The 19,195-nt window shown below is 71.7% G+C and carries 18 protein-coding genes; 13 read left to right on the top strand and 5 right to left on the bottom strand.

The features are described 5' to 3' along the window. Positions 1-63 precede the first annotated feature (63 nt). From ACS5RC_RS19065 to ACS5RC_RS19040, 6 genes are read left to right on the top strand one after another with little or no spacing between them, the layout of a single operon-like run. Positions 64-225 carry a hypothetical protein gene (locus ACS5RC_RS19065; protein WP_478345479.1) on the top strand — a complete coding sequence of 54 codons (162 nt, stop codon included), beginning with the start codon at positions 64-66 and terminating at the stop codon, positions 223-225. 9 nt (positions 226-234) lie between these two features. After that, positions 235-324, top strand: coding sequence for a K(+)-transporting ATPase subunit F (locus ACS5RC_RS19060; protein WP_478345478.1), 90 nt, complete (start codon positions 235-237; stop codon positions 322-324). 13 nt (positions 325-337) lie between these two features. After that, positions 338-2,053 carry a potassium-transporting ATPase subunit KdpA gene (kdpA, locus tag ACS5RC_RS19055; protein ID WP_478345477.1) on the top strand — a complete coding sequence of 572 codons (1,716 nt, stop codon included), beginning with the start codon at positions 338-340 and terminating at the stop codon, positions 2,051-2,053. Positions 2,054-2,056: 3 nt separating this feature from the next. After that, positions 2,057-2,254, top strand: coding sequence for a hypothetical protein (locus ACS5RC_RS19050; protein ID WP_478345476.1), 198 nt, complete (start codon positions 2,057-2,059; stop codon positions 2,252-2,254). Between the two features lie 57 nt (positions 2,255-2,311). Beyond that, positions 2,312-4,402, top strand: coding sequence for a potassium-transporting ATPase subunit KdpB (kdpB, locus tag ACS5RC_RS19045; RefSeq protein ID WP_478345475.1), 2,091 nt, complete (start codon positions 2,312-2,314; stop codon positions 4,400-4,402). A gap of 17 nt (positions 4,403-4,419) precedes the next feature. Continuing rightward, positions 4,420-5,025: a K(+)-transporting ATPase subunit C gene (locus tag ACS5RC_RS19040; RefSeq protein ID WP_478345474.1), complete on the top strand. Its 606-nt coding sequence runs from the start codon at positions 4,420-4,422 to the stop codon at positions 5,023-5,025. Here ACS5RC_RS19040 and ACS5RC_RS19035 read toward each other — a convergent pair. Together ACS5RC_RS19035 and ACS5RC_RS19030 are read right to left on the bottom strand one after the other, a co-directional pair. Then, positions 5,022-5,948, bottom strand: coding sequence for an EcsC family protein (locus ACS5RC_RS19035; protein ID WP_478345473.1), 927 nt, complete (start codon positions 5,946-5,948; stop codon positions 5,022-5,024). The genes ACS5RC_RS19040 and ACS5RC_RS19035 overlap by 4 nt on opposite strands. Positions 5,949-6,109: 161 nt before the next feature. After that, the gene (locus ACS5RC_RS19030) at positions 6,110-7,468 is read right to left on the bottom strand and encodes an AmpG family muropeptide MFS transporter (protein WP_478345472.1); all 1,359 of its coding nucleotides are present in this window, start codon (positions 7,466-7,468) and stop codon (positions 6,110-6,112) included. A 225-nt stretch (positions 7,469-7,693) separates the two neighbouring features. Between ACS5RC_RS19030 and ACS5RC_RS19025 the strand changes: the two genes are divergently transcribed. Both ACS5RC_RS19025 and ACS5RC_RS19020 read left to right on the top strand, forming a co-directional pair. Beyond that, positions 7,694-8,779 carry a PAS domain-containing protein gene (locus tag ACS5RC_RS19025; protein WP_478345471.1) on the top strand — a complete coding sequence of 362 codons (1,086 nt, stop codon included), beginning with the start codon at positions 7,694-7,696 and terminating at the stop codon, positions 8,777-8,779. Positions 8,780-8,799: 20 nt separating this feature from the next. Continuing rightward, positions 8,800-9,240: a response regulator gene (locus ACS5RC_RS19020; RefSeq protein WP_478345470.1), complete on the top strand. Its 441-nt coding sequence runs from the start codon at positions 8,800-8,802 to the stop codon at positions 9,238-9,240. An 84-nt stretch (positions 9,241-9,324) separates the two neighbouring features. On the opposite strand, the gene mutS is transcribed toward ACS5RC_RS19020, so the two are convergent. Together mutS and ACS5RC_RS19010 are read right to left on the bottom strand one after the other, a co-directional pair. Further along, a complete protein-coding gene (gene mutS / locus ACS5RC_RS19015) occupies positions 9,325-12,015 on the bottom strand; it encodes a DNA mismatch repair protein MutS (protein ID WP_478345469.1) in 2,691 nt (896 codons plus the stop codon). Positions 12,016-12,206: 191 nt separating this feature from the next. Next, positions 12,207-12,503, bottom strand: a complete 297-nt coding sequence (locus ACS5RC_RS19010) for a hypothetical protein (RefSeq protein WP_478345468.1) — start codon at positions 12,501-12,503, stop codon at positions 12,207-12,209. A 228-nt stretch (positions 12,504-12,731) separates the two neighbouring features. On the opposite strand from ACS5RC_RS19010, the gene hrpB reads away from it, so the two are divergent. Further along, the gene (gene hrpB, locus ACS5RC_RS19005) at positions 12,732-15,188 is read left to right on the top strand and encodes an ATP-dependent helicase HrpB (protein WP_478345467.1); all 2,457 of its coding nucleotides are present in this window, start codon (positions 12,732-12,734) and stop codon (positions 15,186-15,188) included. Positions 15,189-15,198: 10 nt separating this feature from the next. Here hrpB and ACS5RC_RS19000 read toward each other — a convergent pair whose 3' ends face one another. Continuing rightward, positions 15,199-16,437 carry an argininosuccinate synthase gene (locus ACS5RC_RS19000; RefSeq protein ID WP_478345466.1) on the bottom strand — a complete coding sequence of 413 codons (1,239 nt, stop codon included), beginning with the start codon at positions 16,435-16,437 and terminating at the stop codon, positions 15,199-15,201. Positions 16,438-16,627: 190 nt separating this feature from the next. Here ACS5RC_RS19000 and ACS5RC_RS18995 point away from each other — a divergent pair, with 190 nt between their 5' ends. The 4 genes from ACS5RC_RS18995 (at position 16,628) to ACS5RC_RS18980 (ending at position 19,183) form a co-directional block, all read left to right on the top strand. Beyond that, positions 16,628-17,254 carry a DsbA family protein gene (locus ACS5RC_RS18995; protein ID WP_478345465.1) on the top strand — a complete coding sequence of 209 codons (627 nt, stop codon included), beginning with the start codon at positions 16,628-16,630 and terminating at the stop codon, positions 17,252-17,254. Positions 17,255-17,341: 87 nt separating this feature from the next. Continuing rightward, the gene (locus tag ACS5RC_RS18990) at positions 17,342-18,028 is read left to right on the top strand and encodes a DsbA family protein (protein WP_478345464.1); all 687 of its coding nucleotides are present in this window, start codon (positions 17,342-17,344) and stop codon (positions 18,026-18,028) included. Positions 18,029-18,180: 152 nt separating this feature from the next. After that, positions 18,181-18,309 carry a hypothetical protein gene (locus tag ACS5RC_RS18985; RefSeq protein WP_478345463.1) on the top strand — a complete coding sequence of 43 codons (129 nt, stop codon included), beginning with the start codon at positions 18,181-18,183 and terminating at the stop codon, positions 18,307-18,309. A gap of 301 nt (positions 18,310-18,610) precedes the next feature. Beyond that, positions 18,611-19,183, top strand: coding sequence for a F0F1 ATP synthase subunit delta (locus ACS5RC_RS18980; protein ID WP_478345462.1), 573 nt, complete (start codon positions 18,611-18,613; stop codon positions 19,181-19,183). The last annotated feature ends 12 nt before the right edge of the window (positions 19,184-19,195 follow it).

Here is a 19,195-nt window from a genome sequence, read left to right as displayed (position 1 = left end):
GCGCCGGATCCTGATGAGATCCTTACGGGATCGGCCGGCTCCCTCTCTCGAATCCTAACCCGGTTGCCCGGCACAATCCGGTCCGGCCCGCATCGCCCGCCGACGGCGCGATGCCGGCCGCACGGATCCGGGGCCTTCACCATGCTCGACATCGTCTTCCTCGCGGCGGGGCTCGCCGTTCTGGGCCTGTCCGCGGGCTACGCCGCGCTCTGCGACCGTCTCTGAGGCGGCGCCATGACCCTCGATCTCACCCTCGGCGCGCTCGTGACCCTCGGGCTCCTCGCCTACCTGACCTACGCCCTCGTCCGCCCCGAGCGGTTCTGAAGGATCCCCACCCATGACCCTCGACGGCTGGATCCAGATCGCGCTGTTCTGCGCGATCGTGCTGGCGCTCGTGAAGCCCCTGGGGCTGTACATGACGCGCGTCTTCAACGGGGAGCGCACGCTCCTCTCGCCCGTGCTCGAACCCGTCGAGCGCGCCCTCTACCGTGTCTCCGGCATCGACGCGCGCCAGGAGCAGCATTGGCTCGCCTATACGGGCGCCGTGATCCTGTTCCACGCGCTCGGATTCGTCGTCCTCTACGCGATCCTGCGGCTGCAGGGCGGGCTGCCCCTGAACCCGGCCGACCAGGCGGCGGTGGCTCCCGATCTCGCCTTCAACACGGCGGCGAGCTTCATCACCAATACCAACTGGCAGGCCTATGGCGGCGAGACCACGCTCTCGTACCTTGCCCAGATGCTCGGGCTGACGCACCAGAACTTCCTCTCGGCCGCGACAGGCATCGCGGTCGCGGTGGCGTTGATCCGCGGCTTCGCGCGGGCCTCAAGCGGCACCATTGGCTCGTTCTGGGTCGACGTCACCCGGGCGACCCTCTACGTGCTGCTGCCGATCTGCATCCCCTACACCCTGTTCCTGGTGTGGCAGGGCGTCCCGCAGACGCTCGCCGCCTACGCGGACGCCACGACGCTGGAAGGCGCCAAGCAGACCATCGCGGTCGGACCCGCGGCGAGCCAGGTCGCGATCAAGATGCTGGGCACGAACGGGGGCGGCTTCTTCAACGCCAACGCCGCCCACCCGTTCGAGAATCCGACCGCGCTGTCGAACCTCGTGCAGATGGTCTCGATCTTCGCGATCGGCGCCGGCCTGACCAACGTCTTCGGCCGCATGGTCGGCGACGAGCGGCAGGGCTGGGCCATTCTCGCCGCCATGGGCGTGCTGTTCCTGGCCGGCGTCCTCGTCGCCTATTGGGCGGAGGCCGCGGGCAGCCCCGTGCTGAACGGGCTCGGGCTCACGGGCGGCAACATGGAGGGCAAGGAGGTCCGCTTCGGCATCGCGGCCTCCGCGCTGTTCGCCGTGATCACGACGGCGGCCTCCTGCGGCGCCGTCAACGCCATGCACGACTCGTTCACGGCACTGGGCGGCCTGATCCCCCTCGTCAACATGCAGCTCGGGGAGATCATCGTCGGCGGCGTCGGCGCCGGCCTCTACGGCATGCTGATCTTCGTCGTCGTCGCCGTGTTCGTCGCCGGCCTGATGGTCGGGCGCACGCCCGAATACCTCGGCAAGAAGATCGAGGCCCGGGAGGTGAAGATGGCCATGCTCGGCATCCTCTGCCTGCCGCTGATGATGCTCGGGGGCACCGCTCTGGCGACCGTGCTGCCCGCGGGCCTCGCCGGGCCGGCCAATGCCGGTCCGCACGGCTTCTCGGAGATCCTCTACGCCTATACCTCGGCCGCGGCGAACAACGGCTCGGCCTTCGCCGGCCTGAGCGCCAACACCCTGTTCTACAACAGCACGCTGGCCGTCGGCATGCTCGTCGGGCGCTTCTTCGTGAAAATCCCGGTCCTGGCGATCGCCGGCGCGCTCGCCGCCAAGAAGACGGTGCCGGCCTCGGCCGGCACCTTCCCCACCCATGGCGGTCTGTTCGTCGGCCTCCTCGTCGGCGTCATCCTGATCGTCGGCGGCCTGACCTTCTTCCCCGCGCTCGCCCTCGGGCCGGTGGTCGAGCATCTCGCCGGCTCGGCGGGCCAGACCTTCGCGACCGGGGGCTGAGCGATGCGCCACTGGCTGCCGCGATCGGGCGCATTGCGCCATCGCCCGATCTCACGCGGGCCGGCCCGGCCGCGGGACGCCGCAGCCCCGCAGCCGCCGCGCGCGTCCGAGCTGATCCTCGCCCTGCTCTGCGTGGTGATGCTGGGCGGCCTCGCCCTCGCGGCCGGCCTCGCCCTCGGCGCCCGCAGCCTCGTCCCCTGACACCGATCGCGGGCCCGGCGCGCCGGGCCCCTCCCCTTCCTTCCGGACACCCCCCTCATGTCCCGTCCCTCATCCTCCCTCTTCAGCGCGGCCCTCGTCGGACCCGCCCTCCTCGGCTCCGTCCGAAAGCTCGACCCGCGCACCATGATCCGGAACCCGGTGATGTTCGTGGTCGAGGTGGTGGCCGCTCTGACGACGGTGCTGTTTCTGCGCGACCTCGTGTCCGGAGGCGGCGACCTCGCCTTCTCGGGACAGATCATCCTCTGGCTCTGGTTCACCCTCGTCTTCGCCAATTTCGCCGAGGCGCTGGCGGAGGGCCGCGGCAAGGCCCAGGCGGATTCCCTGCGCCGCACCCGCACCGAGATGGTTGCCAAACGCCTGACCGGAACCGGCTCCGCCTACGAGACGGTGCCGGGCGCCTCCCTGAAGGTCGGCGACGTGGTGCTGGTGGAGGCCGGCGACCTCATCCCCTCGGACGGCGAGGTCGTCGCGGGCGTGGCCTCGGTGAACGAGGCGGCGATCACCGGCGAATCGGCCCCCGTCATCCGTGAATCGGGCGGCGACCGCTCGGCGGTGACGGGCGGCACGCAGGTGCTCTCGGACGAGATCCGGGTTCGCATCACCGCCGCCGCCGGCTCGACCTTCGTCGATCGGATGATCGCGCTCGTCGAAGGCGCGGCGCGTCAGAAGACGCCGAACGAGATCGCGCTCAACATCCTGCTCGCCGGGCTCACCCTCGTGTTCGTGTTCGCCGTCGCGAGCATTCCGAGCTTCGCCGCCTACGCGGGCGGGGCGATCCCGGTGATCGTGCTCGTCGCGCTGTTCGTCACGCTCATCCCGACCACCATCGGCGCGCTTCTCTCCGCCATCGGCATCGCCGGCATGGACCGGCTGGTGCGCTTCAACGTGCTGGCGATGTCGGGCCGCGCCGTGGAGGCGGCGGGTGACGTCGACACGCTGCTCCTCGACAAGACCGGCACCATTACGTTGGGCAACCGCCAGGCGACCGAGTTCCGTCCGGTGCGGGGCGTCTCCGAGCAGGATTTGGCGGATGCGGCCCAGCTCGCCTCGCTCGCGGACGAGACGCCGGAGGGACGCTCCATCGTCGTGCTGGCCAAGGACCGCTACGGCATCCGGGCCCGCGACATGGCCGGCCTCAACGCCACCTTCGTACCCTTCACCGCCCAGACCCGCATGTCCGGCGTCGATCTCGACGGCGCCACGATCCGCAAGGGCGCGGTCGAGTCGGTGATCGCCTCGGTCGACGCGCCGCCTCAGCCGAGCCGCGGCTCGAACGCGGCGCTCGCCTATCGCCCGGCCGCCGAGACGGAGGCCGTCGCCGAGATCCGGGCGATCGCCGAAGAGATCGCCAGGGCCGGCGGCACGCCGCTGGCGGTCGCGCGCGACGGCCGGCTGCTCGGCGTCGTCGCTCTCAAAGACATCGTGAAGGGCGGCATCCGCGAGCGCTTCGCGGAGCTGCGCCGGATGGGCATCCGCACCGTGATGATCACCGGCGACAACCCGATGACCGCCGCGGCGATCGCCGCCGAGGCGGGGGTGGACGATTTCTTGGCCCAGGCCACCCCGGAGGACAAGCTCGCGCTGATCCGGACGGAGCAGGCCCAGGGCAAGCTCGTCGCCATGTGCGGCGACGGCACCAACGACGCCCCGGCGCTGGCCCAGGCCGATGTCGGCGTCGCCATGAACACCGGCACCGTGGCTGCCCGGGAAGCCGGCAACATGGTGGATCTCGATTCGGACCCGACGAAGCTCATCGAGATCGTGGGCATCGGCAAGCAATTGCTGATGACCCGCGGGGCGCTGACCACCTTCTCCATCGCCAACGACGTCGCGAAGTATTTCGCGATCATCCCGGCGATGTTCCTCGGCCTCTACCCGCAATTGCAGGCGCTCAACGTCATGGGACTCGCCTCGCCGCAGAGCGCGATCCTGTCGGCGATCATCTTCAACGCGCTGATCATCGTCGCGCTGATCCCGCTCGCGCTCCGCGGCGTCGCCTATCGCCCGGTCGGGGCCGCCGCGCTGTTGCGGCGGAACCTCGCCGTCTACGGCCTCGGCGGCGTGCTCGTCCCCTTCGTCGGCATCAAGGCGATCGACCTCGCCGTGACCGCTCTCCATCTCGTCTGAGTCCCGGAAAATCCGCCATGCGCACCCAGCTCCGCCCCGCCCTCGTCCTCCTGCTCACCCTGACGGCGATCACCGGCCTCGCCTATCCGCTCGCGATGACCGGGCTCGCCGGGGCGATCTTCCCCGCCAAGGCCGCTGGCAGCCTGATCGTGCGGGACGGCACGGTCGTCGGCTCCGCCCTGATCGGGCAGACCTTCGCGAGCGATGGCTACTTCCACGGCCGTCCCTCGGCCACCACCGCCGCCGACCCGGCGGATCCGGCCAAGACCGTGCCGGCGCCCTACAACGCCGCCAACTCGGCGGGCTCGAACCTGGGCCCGACGAGCGCGGCCCTCGCCGAGCGGGTCAAGGCCGACCTCGATGCGCGGAAGGCCGAGGCTCCGGGCGTGCCGGTGCCGGTCGACCTCGTGACGGCGAGCGGCTCCGGCCTCGATCCCGACCTGTCGCCGGACGCCGCCCTGTTTCAGGTGCCCCGGGTCGCACGGGCACGCAACATCCCGGCCGAGCGCCTGCGGGCGCTGGTCGCCGCCCAGGTCCAGGGTCGGACCCTGGGCCTCGTCGGCGAGCCTCGCGTGAACGTTCTGGCCCTCAACCTCGCCCTGGACGATCTCGCCCGGCGCTAGGCGTGCTGGAGCGCCGCCTTCTCGAGTTCGTAGGCGGCGCGCACCGGCGCCTGCCCGTAGATCCGCTCCAGGCGACGCACCGTGAAGTGTCCGCGCGCCGTCGACTGGAAATGGTTCATGAAGGCGGTGTTGACGGTGGCGCCGCCGAGGGCGCCGAGGATCGGCACCGCCTGGGCGGCGAGCTTCTGCGACACCACGAGGCCGAAGCGGGCGGCGATCTGGGTGGAGAACCGGATCAGCGCGGGGGCCGCCTCGTCGAGGAGCGCCTTGCTGCCGGCGTAGCGGGCGGCCTCCGCCATCGTCTTGGCGAGGGCGGCGCGCACCGCGAAGTAACCGCTCTCGGTCAGCGCGCTCTCGCCGCGCCCGCCGAGGGCGAAGACCTGCACGCAGGCAAGCGCGCCCTCCGGCGTCTCGAGATCCTCCCCCTCCTCGCGGGCGATCTCGGCGATCGAGCGCAGCATCAGCGTGGTCGAGACCGGCAGCTCGACCGCCAGGGTGGCGAGGCCGAAGGCGCCCCCGACCGCGCCGCTCACGGCGGCGAGCGCCTTGTGGGCGGTCTCGCTCGACCCGAACAGGCGCGAGAACCGGCTCTCCGCCCGCATTGTCGCGGTCGCGATGGCCGTGCCCGTCCCGGATTCCGTCGCCGGGGCCACGTCCTTGCGGGGCAGCGTCGCGAGCGCCACCCGCAGCGCGCCCCGCATCGCGGCCTCGGTCGAGCGGCCGACGGCTTCCGTCACGGGCGCCGGCAGCGAGCGGCCGATCAGGTCGAGGGGCGCGCCGGCCGCGGCCGAGAGCCGGGCCGCGAGGCCGGGCTGCTCCAGGGCCCGCACGGCCTTGCGCAGGGCCGCCAGATCCTCCGGGCTCAGGGTTGTCGGCTCGTCGAGGGCCGGCAAGGTCTCGCCGGCAAGGGTGAGATCGCTCACGGTTCTGTCCTCGGTCAATCGAAGGCGGGGCGGGTTCTGCGGACGGCCACGCGCTTGTCCTCTCAAAGCCGGCGACACATCAAGAGGCAGGCGGCGGCGCGATGGGCGCCGCCCCGCTCAGGTCTGAGCAAGCGCCACGCCGCGCCCTTGGTTCCGTGCCCTCACGCCTTCGCGGCGATGCCCTCGGCCTCCGGGACCGCGGCGGGCTCCGGCTCGGCGCGGCCCTCGCGCAGCGCGATCAGGGCGAGGCAGAGCAGCGCCACCGGGATGCCGATCGCTGCGGAGGCCGCGAAGAAGGCCGGATAGCCCATCGCATCGACCATGTAGCCCGAGAACCCGCCGACGAACTTGCCCGGCAGGGCGTAGAGGGAGGACAGCAGCGCGTACTGGGTGGCGACGAAGGCCGGCGAGGCGAGGCTCGACATGTAGGCGATCAGCGCGGTGCCGGCGAAATTGCCCGCGAAGTTGTCGATCGAGATGCTGAGCACGAAGAGGGCCGTGTCGTGCCCGGCGAGCGCCAGCCAGGAGAACATCAGGTTCGAGGCCGCCGCGATGATGCCGCCGAACAGGAGCGAGGCCTGCAATCCGAACCGGATCACCGCCCAGCCCCCCGCCAGGGCGCCCACGATGCCGATCACGACGCCGTAGATCTTCGTGACGTTGGCGATCTCGGTCAGGCTGAAGCCCTGCTCGATGTAGAAGGGCTGCGCCATCACGCCCGAGATGATGTCGGGCAGCCGGTAGAGCATGATCAGCGCGAGGATCAGCACGAGCCGGGCCCCCTTGCGGCGGATGAGATCGGAGAAGGGTTCGACCACGGCGATCCGCAGGGTCGTCGCCACGGAGCGGTGCTCGCCCTCGACGCGGGGCGGATCCTGCCGGGGCGCGAGCAGGGCCGCGATCAGGCCGACCAGCATGAGCCCGGCCATCGCCGTGTAGGCGAGCTGCCAGCCGGCCCCCTGCGCGATGTAGAGCGCCCCCGCGCCCGCGAAGGCGCGCGCCACCGCGTAGCCGAGCTGGTAGGCGGCGAGCATCAGGCCCTGGCGCTCGGTCGGCGCGGCATCGATGCGCCAGGAATCGACCACGATGTCCTGCGTCGCCGAGGCGAAGGCCGTGACGAGGGCGCAGGCCACGATGAAGCCGAGCGAGGCCGCCGGATCGCCCCGGCTCATGCCCAGGAGTCCGGCCGCGACCGCGAGTTGGGCCAGCACCATCCAGGCGCGGCGGCGCCCGAGCAGGCCGGCGAGCACCGGCAGGTCCATCCGGTCGATGACGGGGGCCCAAAGGAACTTCACCGAGTAGGCGAAGGAGACGTAGGACAGGAGCCCGATGCTGGTGCGCTGGATGCCCGCCGTGGCGAGCCACGCCGATAGGGTCGAGAACACCAAGAGGATCGGTAGCCCGCAGGCGAAGCCGAGCGCCAGCATCAGCCCGATCAGCGGGTCCTCGACCACGTCGCGCGGGCGAAGCTTCCTGCGGGTGGAGACGTCTCCTGTGGGCATCGCGTCCCGGCCTGCCATGGAATGGAACTCCTCACGGACATACGCCTTGATCCCGCAAAACCATGGCCGGCATGCGGAGGACGTGGCCGAAGGCCGGCCGCGGGCGGCACAGCGGGGGCATCATGGTCGACATTTCCTTAACGGGTTTGCTGAAAACTGGCCTCTGAGCATGTGTGGTCGGGGGAACGTGGCGGGGGAGCGTCCACGCAGGCCGCACGCCGGACGGCTGGGACGTTGCGCAGCATGACGCGGGAGAGCGCCACACCGGGACGCCAGATCGCGCCCGCGACCTTCGCGCAGGCGTTCGATGCCAGCCCGACGCCGATGCTCGTCACCGATGCGCGCGCCGGCAACGTCATCATCTGGGCCAACGACGCCTTCCTGGCGCTCACGGGCTACGCCCGCGACGAGGTGATGGGTCGCAATTGCCGCCTGCTGCAGGGACCGGAGACCGACCGCGCGGAGGTGGAGCGGATGCGCGCGGCGATCGAGGCCGCAGAGCCGCTCTCGTGCGAGTTGATGAACTACCGCAAGGACGGCTCGGCCTTCTGGAACGGCATGACGATCAATCCCGTGCGCGACGAGACCGGGGAGCTCGCCTATTTCTTCTCCGCCCAGGCCGACATGACGCACAAGCGCCGGATCGAGACGGCGATGCAGGGCACCAACGAGGAGCTCGAGCGCCAGGTCCGCGAGCGCACGGCCGCCCTCGAATTCGCCCTCGCCCAGAAGACCGCGCTGCTCCACGAAGTCGACCACCGGGTCAAGAACAACCTCCAGGTCATCTCCTCGCTGATTCTGCTCAAGGCACGGCGCACGCCCGAGGGGGAGGCCCGCGACGCGCTGCACAACATGTCCGAGCGGATCGGCGCGCTCTCCACCGCCCACCGCATGCTCTACTCGGCCGGCGACGTGACGCAGTTCAATCTGGGGGATTTCACGAACGACTTTCTCTCCGACCTGAATGCGGGGCTCGACAACGAAGTGACCCGGATCGATGCGGCGGTCGATTCCATCGCGGTCTCCGCGGCGATGGCCGCTCCGCTCGCCCTGATGATCCACGAACTCACGGTCAACGCGGTCCGCCACGCCTTTCCGAACGCGCGGCCGGGCCGGGTCAGCGTCAGCGCGCGCCGGGTGGCGGACGACCTCCACATGATCATCGCCGATGACGGGATCGGCCTCTCGGCGGCGCCGCCGAACCCGGCGGGTTTCGGCCGCAACCTCGTGGAGATGGTGGTTCGCCAGTTGCGCGGGACCATCGCCTGGACCGATGGTGCGCCAGGCACGCGGGTGGAGATTCGCGTGCCCCTGCAGGCACCCGCGTGAGCCTGGGCGAGGGGAATGGCATGACGGATGAGGCGGCGCCGTCGACCGGATCGCTGCGGATCCTCGTCGTCGAGGACGAGGCGCTGATCGCCCTCGAACTCGAATGCCTGCTGGACGATCTCGGACACGTCACCGTCGGGGTGGCATCGACCTCGACCGAGGCGATCGCGCTGGGGCGGGCGATGGCGCCGGACGTGGCCCTCGTGGACATCCATCTCGTCGACGGCCCGACCGGCGTCGAGGTCGCGCGCGCCCTCAGCGCCGATCCGCGCACCACGGTCGTGTTCATGACGGCGAACGCCAAGCGCATCCCTGACGACTTCGCGGGCGCATTCGGCGTGATCGCCAAGCCCTATTCCGAGCGCGTCGTCGCGAGCACGCTCGACTACGTCGCCGAATTCCGCTCAGGCCGGGAACGGACGGCCTGTCCGGACGGCTTCCGGCCGGCTCCGGCGCATTGAGAGCCCCTCACGGGAAATATTCGACCACCCGACGCCTTCCCGCCGGAGGCGACGGGGCGATCGGGTGAGGCTTGGGCGCCGCGGTCACCCGTTCGCGGCGCGCTCGCGCTTGAGCCGGTAGAGCGCATCGAGCGCCTCGCGCGGCGTGAGCGCGTCCGGATCGATCCCGTCGAGGAGGATCCCGACGGCGTCGTCGGCAGGCGGCTCGGGCGGCGGCGGTGGGGCGAGGCTCGCGAAGAGCGGAAGGTCGTCGATCCGCGGGCGGCCTGGCCGCTCGGCTTCGGCCTTTTCCAATCCCTTCAGGATCGACCCGGCCCGCGCCACGACGCTCGCGGGCAGCCCGGCGAGACGCGCGACCTGCAGCCCGTAGCTGCGTTCGGCGATGCCCGGCACCACCTCGTGCAGGAACACCACCTCGCCGCGGTGCTCGGCGACCTTCAGGGTGGCGTTGTCGAGGCGGGCCAGGCGTTTGCCGAGCGCCGTCAGCTCGTGGAAATGCGTGGCGAACAGCGCCCGGCAGGCATTGGCCTCGTGCAGGTGCTCGAGGCAGGCCCAGGCGATCGAGAGGCCGTCGAAGGTGGCGGTGCCGCGCCCGATCTCGTCGAGGATGACGAGGGAGTGCCGCGTCGCCTGGTTGAGGATCGCGGCGGTCTCGACCATCTCGACCATGAAGGTCGATTGCCCGCGGGCGAGGTCGTCGGCGGCCCCGACGCGGGAGAACAGGCGGTCGATCCGCCCGATCCTGGCCTCGGCGGCGGGCACGAAGGCGCCGATCTGAGCGAGGACCGCGATCAGCGCGTTCTGGCGCAGGAACGTGGACTTGCCGCCCATGTTCGGCCCGGTGATCAGGCGGATGCGCCCGCGCGTGTCGCCCGAGAGGTCGCAATCGTTGGCGATGAACGGCTCGCCCGAGCGGCGCAGGGCGGCCTCCACCACCGGGTGGCGGCCGGCGCGGATCACGAAGCTCAGGGAATCGTCCACCACCGGCCGGCGCCAATCGAGCTCCACGGCCAAGTGCGCGTGGCTCGCGGCGACGTCGAGCCCGGCGAGCGCCTCGGCCACCGCCGCGATCGCCTCGGCCTGCGCCAGCACCCGGCGCGCGAGGTCGTCGAACACGCCCGCCTCCAGGGCGAGGGCGCGGTCCGAGGCGCCGGAAATCTTCGATTCGAGCTCGCCCAGCTCGACGCTGGTGAAGCGCATGGCGTCCACCATGGTCTGGCGGTGGACGAACTCGCTCATCAGGCCCTTCAGGCAGGCCTCGCCCACCGATTGCGGCACCTCGATGAAATAGCCGAGCAGGCCGTTGTGCTTGATCCGCAGCGTGCGGCAGCCGGTTGCGTCGGCGTAGCGCGCCTGCAGCGCCGCGACCACCCTGCGGGAATCATGGCCGAGCGTCCGTGCCTCGTCGATCTCGGGGTGGAAGCCCGCGCGGACGAATCCGCCGTCGCGCCGGTTCAGCGGCAACTCGTCGGCGAGCCCCGCCCGAAGCGTCTCGGCGAGGTCCGAGTCGGCCCGGCCGAGATCGGCGGCGAGACGGGCGAGGTCGGCGGGAAGCCCCTCCGCAGCGGCGAGCCGGCCGGCGAGCGCGCCCGCCACATCGAGCCCGTCACGGATCGCCGCGAGGTCGCGCGGGCCCGCCCGGCCGAGCCCCACCCGCGAGAGCGCGCGCGCGAGGTCGGACGCCCGGGCGAGCGCGTCGCGCAGCGTCCCGCGCAGGCCCGCATCCTCGGCGAGCCGCGCCACCGCCTCGTGGCGCGCGCCGATCGCCGCGAGGTCGGTGAGCGGTCCGGCGAGATGCTCGGCGAGCAGCCGGGCGCCGTTGGCCGTCACGGTGCGGTCGATCGCGTCGAGAAGGCTGCCGCCGCGCTCGCCCGACAGCGTCCGGGTGAGTTCGAGATTGGCGCGGGTCGCCGCGTCGATCGAGAGCGTCGCGCCCTCCGTTTCGCGCGACGGCACCGCGAGGGCGGGGCGCGCCGCGAGCTGGGTTCGGGCGATGTAGAGGAGCGCTGCGCCGGCCGCGGCGATCTCCGCCCGGCTGAACTGCCCGAAGCCCTCGAGGGTGGCGACGCCGTACTGCTCGCGGATGCGCCGCTCCGCCGCCGCGGGCTCCAGCTCGGCCTGGGCCAGGGGCACCACGGCAGCCCGGGTCTCCTGCCAGATCCGCGCCAGGGCCGGGTCGGCGTGGATCGCCTCGGACAGGACGATCTCGCGCGGATCGTGTCGGCTGATCGCCCCCGACAACTCGGAGGCCGTGACCTCGGAGAGCCCGAAGCGACCCGTCGAGATATCGACGGCGGCGAGCCCGTACGCGAAGGCATCCTCCGAGACCTTGCGGCGGCCCAGGGCCAGCAGGAGGTTCGCCCGCGCCGGGTCGAGGAGCCGGTCCTCGGTGATGGTGCCGGGCGTGACCAGCCGCACCACCTCGCGCCGGACCACCGATTTCGGGCCGCGGCGCTTGGCGTCGGCCGGATCCTCGGTCTGCTCGCAGACCGCGACGCGGTGCCCGAGGGCGATCAGGCGACTGAGATAATCGTCCGCCCGCTCGATCGGCACGCCGCACATCGGGATGTCGGCGCCCGCGTGCTTGCCGCGCTTTGTCAGGACGATGCCGAGCGCCCGGGACGCGACCTCCGCGTCACCGAAGAACAGCTCGTAGAAGTCGCCCATGCGGTAGAAGAGCAGGCAGTCGGGGTTGGCTGCCTTGATCTCGATGTACTGCGCCATCATCGGGGTGGCGCCGGCGGTCTCCGGTGCGGCCGGGGGCGGGACCGGCATTTCCCGGGGCCTGTCGATCGGGCGGGCGGCGTGTCGCGGCATGGCCCCGTCTTAGCAGAGGCCGCGCGGCGAATCAGGCGCCGGTCGTCGCATGGCTGGGGAGAAGGGCGCGAGGCGTCGTGGTTCCGACGATAGCGAAAGGGGCCGCCGCGCGTCGCGACGACCCCGCTCGGTTCCGAGACGCGGGCGGTTCAGTAGCGCGGGCCGCCGGTGGTGTTGCCGAGCTGCTGCTTGTAGCCCGCTTGCGACGGGTTGCGGGCGTTCGGGTTGCCGTGACGCATCGTGTTCATCCGGCGCATGCGGCGCTCGGCGCGGGTCGAGTGGTGGCGGTGGCGCATGTGGTGATGGCGGTAGGCCACCGTCTCGATCGTGTCGGTGGCGGCGACGCCGGCGGGAACGAAGGCGGGCGCGGCCGAGGCCGAGTTCGAACCGAGGCCGAGGCCGCCGAGCAGCAGCCCGGTCGCCAGGGTCAAAGCAATACGCGTCATCGATGAATCTCCACGGCGCGCGGGCTGCGCGCGTCGGAGCCTCAAGCAGGTACGGCTGTGCGAGTTCCTGAATGTCGGAGCAAAAAATGTTGCGCTGATCTCGGGGTCGGAGGCGGATGATTGCTGATCCCGAAACGTAATGGGCAGTTACAAGCACAAGATAGCGGCGATGAATAATTTTCACCCACCGGTTGCCAACCCCGGCGTCGCCGGCGCATCGCTGCGCCGATGACCCGCCAGATCGTTCCCCCGGCGCTCCCGATCGAGGCGGTTCTGCCGCAACTCGGCGAGGCCCTCTCGGCCCGGAATGCGGCCGTGCTCGTCGCGCCCCCCGGCGCCGGCAAGACCACGCGCGTGCCGCTGGCCCTGCTCGACGCGCCCTGGCTCGGCGACCGGCGCGTCATCGTGCTCGAGCCGCGCCGCCTCGCGGCACGGGCGGCGGCCGACCGCATGGCCGCGACGCTGGGCGAGCGCGTCGGCGAGACGGTCGGCCTGCGGGTGCGGCTGGGCTCGAAGGTCTCGCGCCGCACACGGATCGAGGTGGTGACCGAGGGGGTCTTCACCCGCATGATCCTCGACGATCCCGAACTCGCGACCGTGGGGGCGGTGCTCTTCGACGAGTTCCACGAGCGCTCGCTCCATGCCGATCTCGGCCTCGCCCTGGCTCTCGATGCGCAGGGCGGGTTGCGCGAGGATCTGCGGATCCTCGTCATGTCGGCGACGCTCGACGGCGCCCGCGTCGCCCGGCTGCTCGCCGACGCGCCGGTGATCGCCTCCGAGGGCCGGGCCTTCCCGGTCGAGACCCGCTACGTCGACCGCGACCCGAACAGCCGCATCGAGACCGCGATGACGGACCTGATCCTGCGGGCGCTGCGCGCCGATCCCGGCTCGGTCCTCGCCTTCCTGCCGGGCCAGTCCGAGATCCGCCGGGTGGCCGAGGCCCTGGAGGCGCGCGTCGATCCGGATACGGAGATCGCTCCCCTGTACGGTGCCCTCACCCCGGCGGAGCAGGATCGCGCGGTCGCGCCGGTGCCGCCCGGGCGCCGGAAGGTCGTCCTGGCGACCAGCATCGCCGAGACGTCGCTGACGATCGAGGGCGTGCGCATCGTGGTCGATTCCGGCCTGTCGCGGATCCCGCTCTACGAGCCCGATCTCGGCCTGACGCGGCTCGTCACCGCGCGCGCCTCCCGCGCCTCGGTCGACCAGCGGCGCGGGCGCGCGGGACGCACGGAGCCCGGCGTGTGCTGGCGCCTCTGGGCCGAGGCCGGCACCGGGGCCCTCGAGCCCTACACGCGTCCCGAGATCCTCTCGGCGGACCTTGCGGGCCTCCTTCTCGATTGCGCCGCCTGGGGCGTCACGGATCCGGGCCGGCTCGCCTTCCTCGATCCGCCGCCCGCGCCCGCGCTCCGGGAGGCCGGTGCCCTGCTCCGCGATCTCGGTGCCCTCGACGGCGACGGCCGGCTGACGGAGACCGGGCGGGCGCTGCGCGAGCTGCCGCTGCCGCCCCGCCTCGCCCGGATGGTGGTGAGCGCCGCAGCGCGCGATCAGGCGCACGCCGCCGCCGACCTCGCGGCGGTACTCGTCGAGCGCGGGCTCGGCGGCGACGGCGTCGACCTCGCGGAGCGCGTCGAGCGCTTCGCCCGCGACCGCGGCCAGCGCGCCTCCGACATGCGCCGCCTCGCCGGCAACTGGGCCCGCCTCGCGGGCGGCGGGCAGGCGCCCGGCGAGGCCGGCCCGCTCCTCGCCCTCGCCTACCCGGACCGGATCGCCCGGGCGCGGGGCCGCGCGGGCGAGTTCGTGATGGCGAACGGCCGGGCCGGCCGGGTCGACGCCGCCGACCGCCTCGCCCGCGAGAGCTTCATCGTGGTGGCCGACCTCGCCGGCACGGCCGCCAATGCCCGGATCCTCGCCGCCGCCGCGATCACACCGGAGGCGATCGAGGCGGCCTATCCGGAGCGCATCGCCGCGACCGTGCAGGTGAGCTTCGATGCGCAGGCGCGGGCCTTGCGCGCCCGCGCCGCGCGCCGTCTCGGCAGCGTGGTCCTGGGCGAGCGCACGCTGCCGGTCCCGGGCGACCTCGCCTCCGCGGAGATCCTGGCGCGCGGGGTCGCCGGCCTCGGCCTCGACCGGTTGCCCTGGACGCCGGCGCTGCGCCAATGGCTCGCGCGGGTCCGCTTCCTGCGCGGCGCGGAGGGCGCCGACTGGCCGGACCTGTCGGACGCGGCGCTGAGCGACGGCATCGCGGACTGGCTCGCCCCGGAGATCGTCGGGCGCACCAGCCTCGACGCGATCGGCGCCGACGATCTCGGCCGCGCGCTCCAGGCGCTGCTGCCCTGGACCCTCCGCGCCCGCCTCGACACCGCGGCCCCGACGCATGTCGAGGTGCCGACCGGCTCGCGCATCCCCGTCGATTACGACGCGGAAGGCGGACCGGCCCTGGCGGTTCGGGTGCAGGAGCTCTTCGGCCTCGACAGCCATCCGCGCGCGGGCGGCATTCCCCTCGTGCTGAACCTGCTCTCGCCGGCCCAGCGGCCGATTCAGATCACCCGCGACCTGCCGGGCTTCTGGCGCGGCTCGTGGGCAGCGGTGCGGACCGAGATGCGCGGGCGCTACCCGCGCCATCCCTGGCCGGAGGATCCGCTCGCCGAGGCGCCGACGCGCCGGGCCAAGCCGCGCGGAACCTGAGGCGCGCGGATCAGCCCTCGCGCTTCCGACGCTGGGCGAGCGTCCGCAGCCGGAGCGCGTTGAGCTTGATGAAGCCGGCCGCGTCGCGGTGATCGTAGGCGACGGCGCCCTCCTCGAAGGTGACGAGGTCCTGGTCGTAGAGGGAGTTCGGGCTCTCGCGCCCGACGACGTGGACGCCGCCCTTGTAGAGCTTCAGCCGCACCGTGCCGGTGACCTTCTCCTGGCTCTTGTCGATGAGCGCCTGCAGCATCTCGCGCTCGGGGCTGAACCAGAAGCCGTTATAGATCAGCTCCGCGTATTGCGGCATGATCTGGTCCTTGAGGTGCGCGGCGCCGCGGTCGAGGGTGATCGACTCGATGGCGCGGTGGGCCGGCAGCAGGATGGTGCCGCCCGGCGTCTCGTACATGCCGCGGCTCTTCATGCCGACGAAGCGGTTCTCCACCAGATCGAGGCGGCCGATGCCGTTGTCGTGGCCGAGCTGGTTCAGCTTGGCCAGCAGCGTCGCGGGCGAGAGCCGCTCGCCGTCGATCGATACGGCGTCGCCCCGCTCGAATCCGATGGTGACGAGGGTCGGGGTGTCGGGCGCCTCCTCGGGCGAGAGGGTGCGCGAATAGACGTAGTCCGGCACCTCGACGGCCGGATCCTCCAGCACCTTGCCCTCCGAGGAGGCGTGCAGCAGGTTGGCGTCGACCGAGAACGGGCTCTCGCCGCGCTTGTCCTTGGCGATCGGAATCTGGTGCTGCTCGGCGAAGGCGATGAGCTGCTCGCGGGAGCGCAGATCCCACTCGCGCCAGGGCGCGATCACCGTGACGTCGGGCTTCAGGGCGTAGTAGCCGAGCTCGAACCGGACCTGGTCGTTGCCCTTGCCGGTCGCGCCGTGACAGACGGCGTCGGCGCCGAGCCGCTCGGCGATCTCGATCTGCTTCTTGGCGATCAGCGGCCGGGCGATCGAGGTGCCCAGGAGATACACGCCCTCGTAGACGGCGTTGGCCCGGAACATCGGAAAGACGTAATCGCGGACGAATTCCTCGCGCAGGTCCTCGATGAAGATGTTCTCGTCCTTGATGCCGAGGAGCTGCGCCTTCTTGCGCGCAGGCTCGAGCTCCTCACCCTGGCCCAGATCGGCCGTGAAGGTGATGACTTCGCAACCGTAGGTGGTCTGCAGCCATTTCAGGATGATCGAGGTGTCGAGGCCGCCGGAATAGGCCAGCACCACCTTCTTGACGGGCTTCTGGTCGGGAGCTGACATGCGGTTTCCGGTGCTGAGAAGGGCTGCGCGCGGCTTATCGCGCGGGCCGACGGCCTGCAACCAGCATGCCGGATCGGGCGTTCGACCTCAGCTGGGCGCGCCCCATCTTCCCTGAGACTCGCCCCGTCCCGACGCCGGGGCGATGCTGTGTTCCACGCTTTCCCGACGCCCGAGCGGAGGTACACTCCCCATGGCCCGCCAGCCATCCATCGAGTTCTGGTACGAGTTCGCCTCCACCTATTCCCACCTCGCCGCGGCGCGGATCGAGGCCGCGGCCGCGGCCGCCGACGTCGCCGTGCGCTGGCGGCCGTTCCTGCTCGGCCCGATCTTCGCCGCCCAGGGCTGGACCTCCTCGCCCTTCAACCTGTTCCCGTCCAAGGGCCGCAACATGTGGCGCGACGTCGAGCGGGAGGCGGCGCGCCAGGGCCTGCCGCCGCTGACGCGGCCGAATCCGTTCCCGCAGAACAGCCTCAGCGCCACCCGGGTGGCGGTCCTCGGCCAGGGCGAAGACTGGCTGATCCCGTTCTCCAAGGCGGTGTTCGCCGCGAGCTTCGCGCAGGGCCGATCCATCGCCGAGCCGGCGGCGGTGATCGAGATCCTCGACCGCCTCGGGCTCGACGGCACGCAGATCGTGAAGGCCGCAAGCGCCGAGGCCAACAAGACCCGGCTCCGGGTGGCGGGCGAGGAGGCGCGCTCGCGCGGCATCTACGGGGCGCCGAGCTTCCTGACCGAGGACGGGGAGCTGTTCTGGGGCAACGACAGGCTGGAGCAGGCCCTGGCCTGGGCGGCCGGCGACCGGCCGGGGCACCTGCGCTGACACGGGGGCAACGGGGATCCCGAGGGCCTGCGCGACGCCCGATCCTGCGCTAGAAGGGCCGCTTCCCCCAAGCCGGAACCCTCGGGCATGACCGTTTCCCGCCGCCGCTTCCTCGCCCTCACGGCCGCCTCGGCCCTTACCGCGCGGGAAGCCGCGGCGCAGAGCTATGGGCAGGCGGTCGCCGTCCGCAGCGACGAGGGCAAGGCGGTGGCCAACAGCGTGCTGCCGGGCGAGATCACGGGTCAGATCCCCGCCCTGCGCGGCGTCACCTACGCGGGCACGCCGGATGCCGAGACCGCCCTCTACGAGTTCTTCGACTTCAACTGCCCCTATTGCCGCAAGGCCGCCGCCGACGTGGCCTCGCTCCGCGAGAGCGACGCGGCTCTGCGGATCGGGCTCGTCCACAACCCGATCCTGTCGCCGCAATCGGCCCAGGCCGCCAAGGTGATGCTGGCGGTGCAGCGGCGTCTCGGCTCGGCGCCCGCCTGGACCTTCTACCGACAGGTTCTGGGCAAGCCCGGGCGAATCGACGGGCCGGGCGCGCTGGCGGCGGCTGCCGAACTCGGCGTTCCGGCTGCGGAGATCGAGGCGATCGCCGATAGCGAGGAGGTGCGCCTCGCCCTCAAGAGCCACATGCGGCTTGCCGCCGATCTCGGATTGTACGCCACGCCCTCCTACGTCCTCGGAAACGCCGGAATCCTGGGCCATCCGGGCCTCAAGACGATGGCGCGCATGATCGCGAGCACCCGCCGCTGCGACAGGCTGGCGTGCTGAGCGGGCCTGCGCGCGCCGTCGGCCGGGGCGGTTCAGAGTTCGGGAAGGCTTCCCGGCTATCCTGGCCAGGTTCGCGGCGGTCGGGGTCCAGACCGCGTCACGCATGTGCAGGATGGCGGCGGCGGACCGGCCCCGAGGCTCGTGGAACGACGATGGAACTCCTGACCGCTCAGCTCCTCGCGATGGTCGCCGCCGTGATCGCCGGCGTCGTCCTCGGCGAGACCATCGAGGCTCCCGTTCGCGCCTGGGCGAACCGCATCGGCACCGGCCGCCGCCGCTGACCCCCTCACGGACTCGCCTGTGCGGACCTGACGCCGCGCCGTCCCGCCCCCGGACGGCGCCGATCCCGGCCGATCGCGGTTCGCCCCGTCCCGCGGAATACCCCGCAAACGCTCCGCTCGCCGCGCCGCCTAACCTTGCATGCCACCGTGTTGCCATGCTAGGCGGTCGCCGCGCCGGGCGGGGGCTTCTACGCTTCCGGGCTGCCGGCACAATCCCTTTTCCAACGGTCTCCGCGCTCAAAGCCCTCCGACCGGGCTTTTCGCATGCCGGAACCGCGGGTAAGACAAGAGAGAGCGACGGGTGGCGCAAAACGGTTCCGAGGCAGGTCCCCTCGTCGCGGGCATGGCAGGCCGCTACGCTTCCGCCCTGTTCGAACTGGCCCGCGACGAGCGCCAGCTCGACGCCGTGGCCGAGCAGCTCGACCGGTTCGACGCCCTGCTGAAGGAAAGCGCGGATCTCCGCCGCCTCGTCCGCAGCCCCGTCTTCACCGCCGAGCAGCAGAAGGCCGCGATCGGCGCCGTGATCGAGAAGGCCGGCATCGACGGCTTGGCCGCGAATTTCATCCGGCTCACCGCCGCCAACCGCCGGCTCTTCGCCCTGCCCGACATGATCACGGCGTTCCGCGCACTGGTGCGCAGCGCCAAGGGCTACGTGCGTGCTGAGGTGCGCGTCGCGGAGAAGCCCTCGGACGCCGTGCTCGAGGAGATCAAGTCCTCGCTCCGCGACGTCGCAAAGGCGGAGATCGACATCGACCTCCATGTCGACCCCAGCCTGATCGGCGGAATCATCGTGAAGATGGGCTCCCGCATGGTCGACGCGTCCCTTCGCACCAAGCTCAACGGCATCCGCCTCGCGATGCGCGAAGCCCGGTAAGCAACCGGTCCG

Source organism: Methylobacterium sp. HJ2, assembly GCF_056431005.1.
The sequence above is the reverse complement of the archived record's forward strand: the minus strand, read 5'-3'. Positions and strand labels throughout refer to the sequence as shown.

Excerpts from the sequence above, each read along its gene's own strand:
- ACS5RC_RS19060 (WP_478345478.1), top strand. The coding sequence starts at position 235 with ATGACCCTCGATCTCACCCTCGGCGCGCTCGTGACCCTCGGGCTCCTC.
- kdpA (WP_478345477.1), top strand. The coding sequence starts at position 338 with ATGACCCTCGACGGCTGGATCCAGATCGCGCTGTTCTGCGCGATCGTG.
- ACS5RC_RS19050 (WP_478345476.1), top strand. The coding sequence starts at position 2,057 with ATGCGCCACTGGCTGCCGCGATCGGGCGCATTGCGCCATCGCCCGATC.
- kdpB (WP_478345475.1), top strand. The coding sequence starts at position 2,312 with ATGTCCCGTCCCTCATCCTCCCTCTTCAGCGCGGCCCTCGTCGGACCC.
- ACS5RC_RS19040 (WP_478345474.1), top strand. The coding sequence starts at position 4,420 with ATGCGCACCCAGCTCCGCCCCGCCCTCGTCCTCCTGCTCACCCTGACG.
- ACS5RC_RS19030 (WP_478345472.1), bottom strand. The coding sequence starts at position 7,468 with ATGGCAGGCCGGGACGCGATGCCCACAGGAGACGTCTCCACCCGCAGG.
- ACS5RC_RS19025 (WP_478345471.1), top strand. The coding sequence starts at position 7,694 with ATGACGCGGGAGAGCGCCACACCGGGACGCCAGATCGCGCCCGCGACC.
- ACS5RC_RS19020 (WP_478345470.1), top strand. The coding sequence starts at position 8,800 with ATGACGGATGAGGCGGCGCCGTCGACCGGATCGCTGCGGATCCTCGTC.
- mutS (WP_478345469.1), bottom strand. The coding sequence starts at position 12,015 with ATGCCGGTCCCGCCCCCGGCCGCACCGGAGACCGCCGGCGCCACCCCG.
- ACS5RC_RS19010 (WP_478345468.1), bottom strand. The coding sequence starts at position 12,503 with ATGACGCGTATTGCTTTGACCCTGGCGACCGGGCTGCTGCTCGGCGGC.
- hrpB (WP_478345467.1), top strand. The coding sequence starts at position 12,732 with ATGACCCGCCAGATCGTTCCCCCGGCGCTCCCGATCGAGGCGGTTCTG.
- ACS5RC_RS19000 (WP_478345466.1), bottom strand. The coding sequence starts at position 16,437 with ATGTCAGCTCCCGACCAGAAGCCCGTCAAGAAGGTGGTGCTGGCCTAT.
- ACS5RC_RS18995 (WP_478345465.1), top strand. The coding sequence starts at position 16,628 with ATGGCCCGCCAGCCATCCATCGAGTTCTGGTACGAGTTCGCCTCCACC.
- ACS5RC_RS18990 (WP_478345464.1), top strand. The coding sequence starts at position 17,342 with ATGACCGTTTCCCGCCGCCGCTTCCTCGCCCTCACGGCCGCCTCGGCC.
- ACS5RC_RS18985 (WP_478345463.1), top strand. The coding sequence starts at position 18,181 with ATGGAACTCCTGACCGCTCAGCTCCTCGCGATGGTCGCCGCCGTGATC.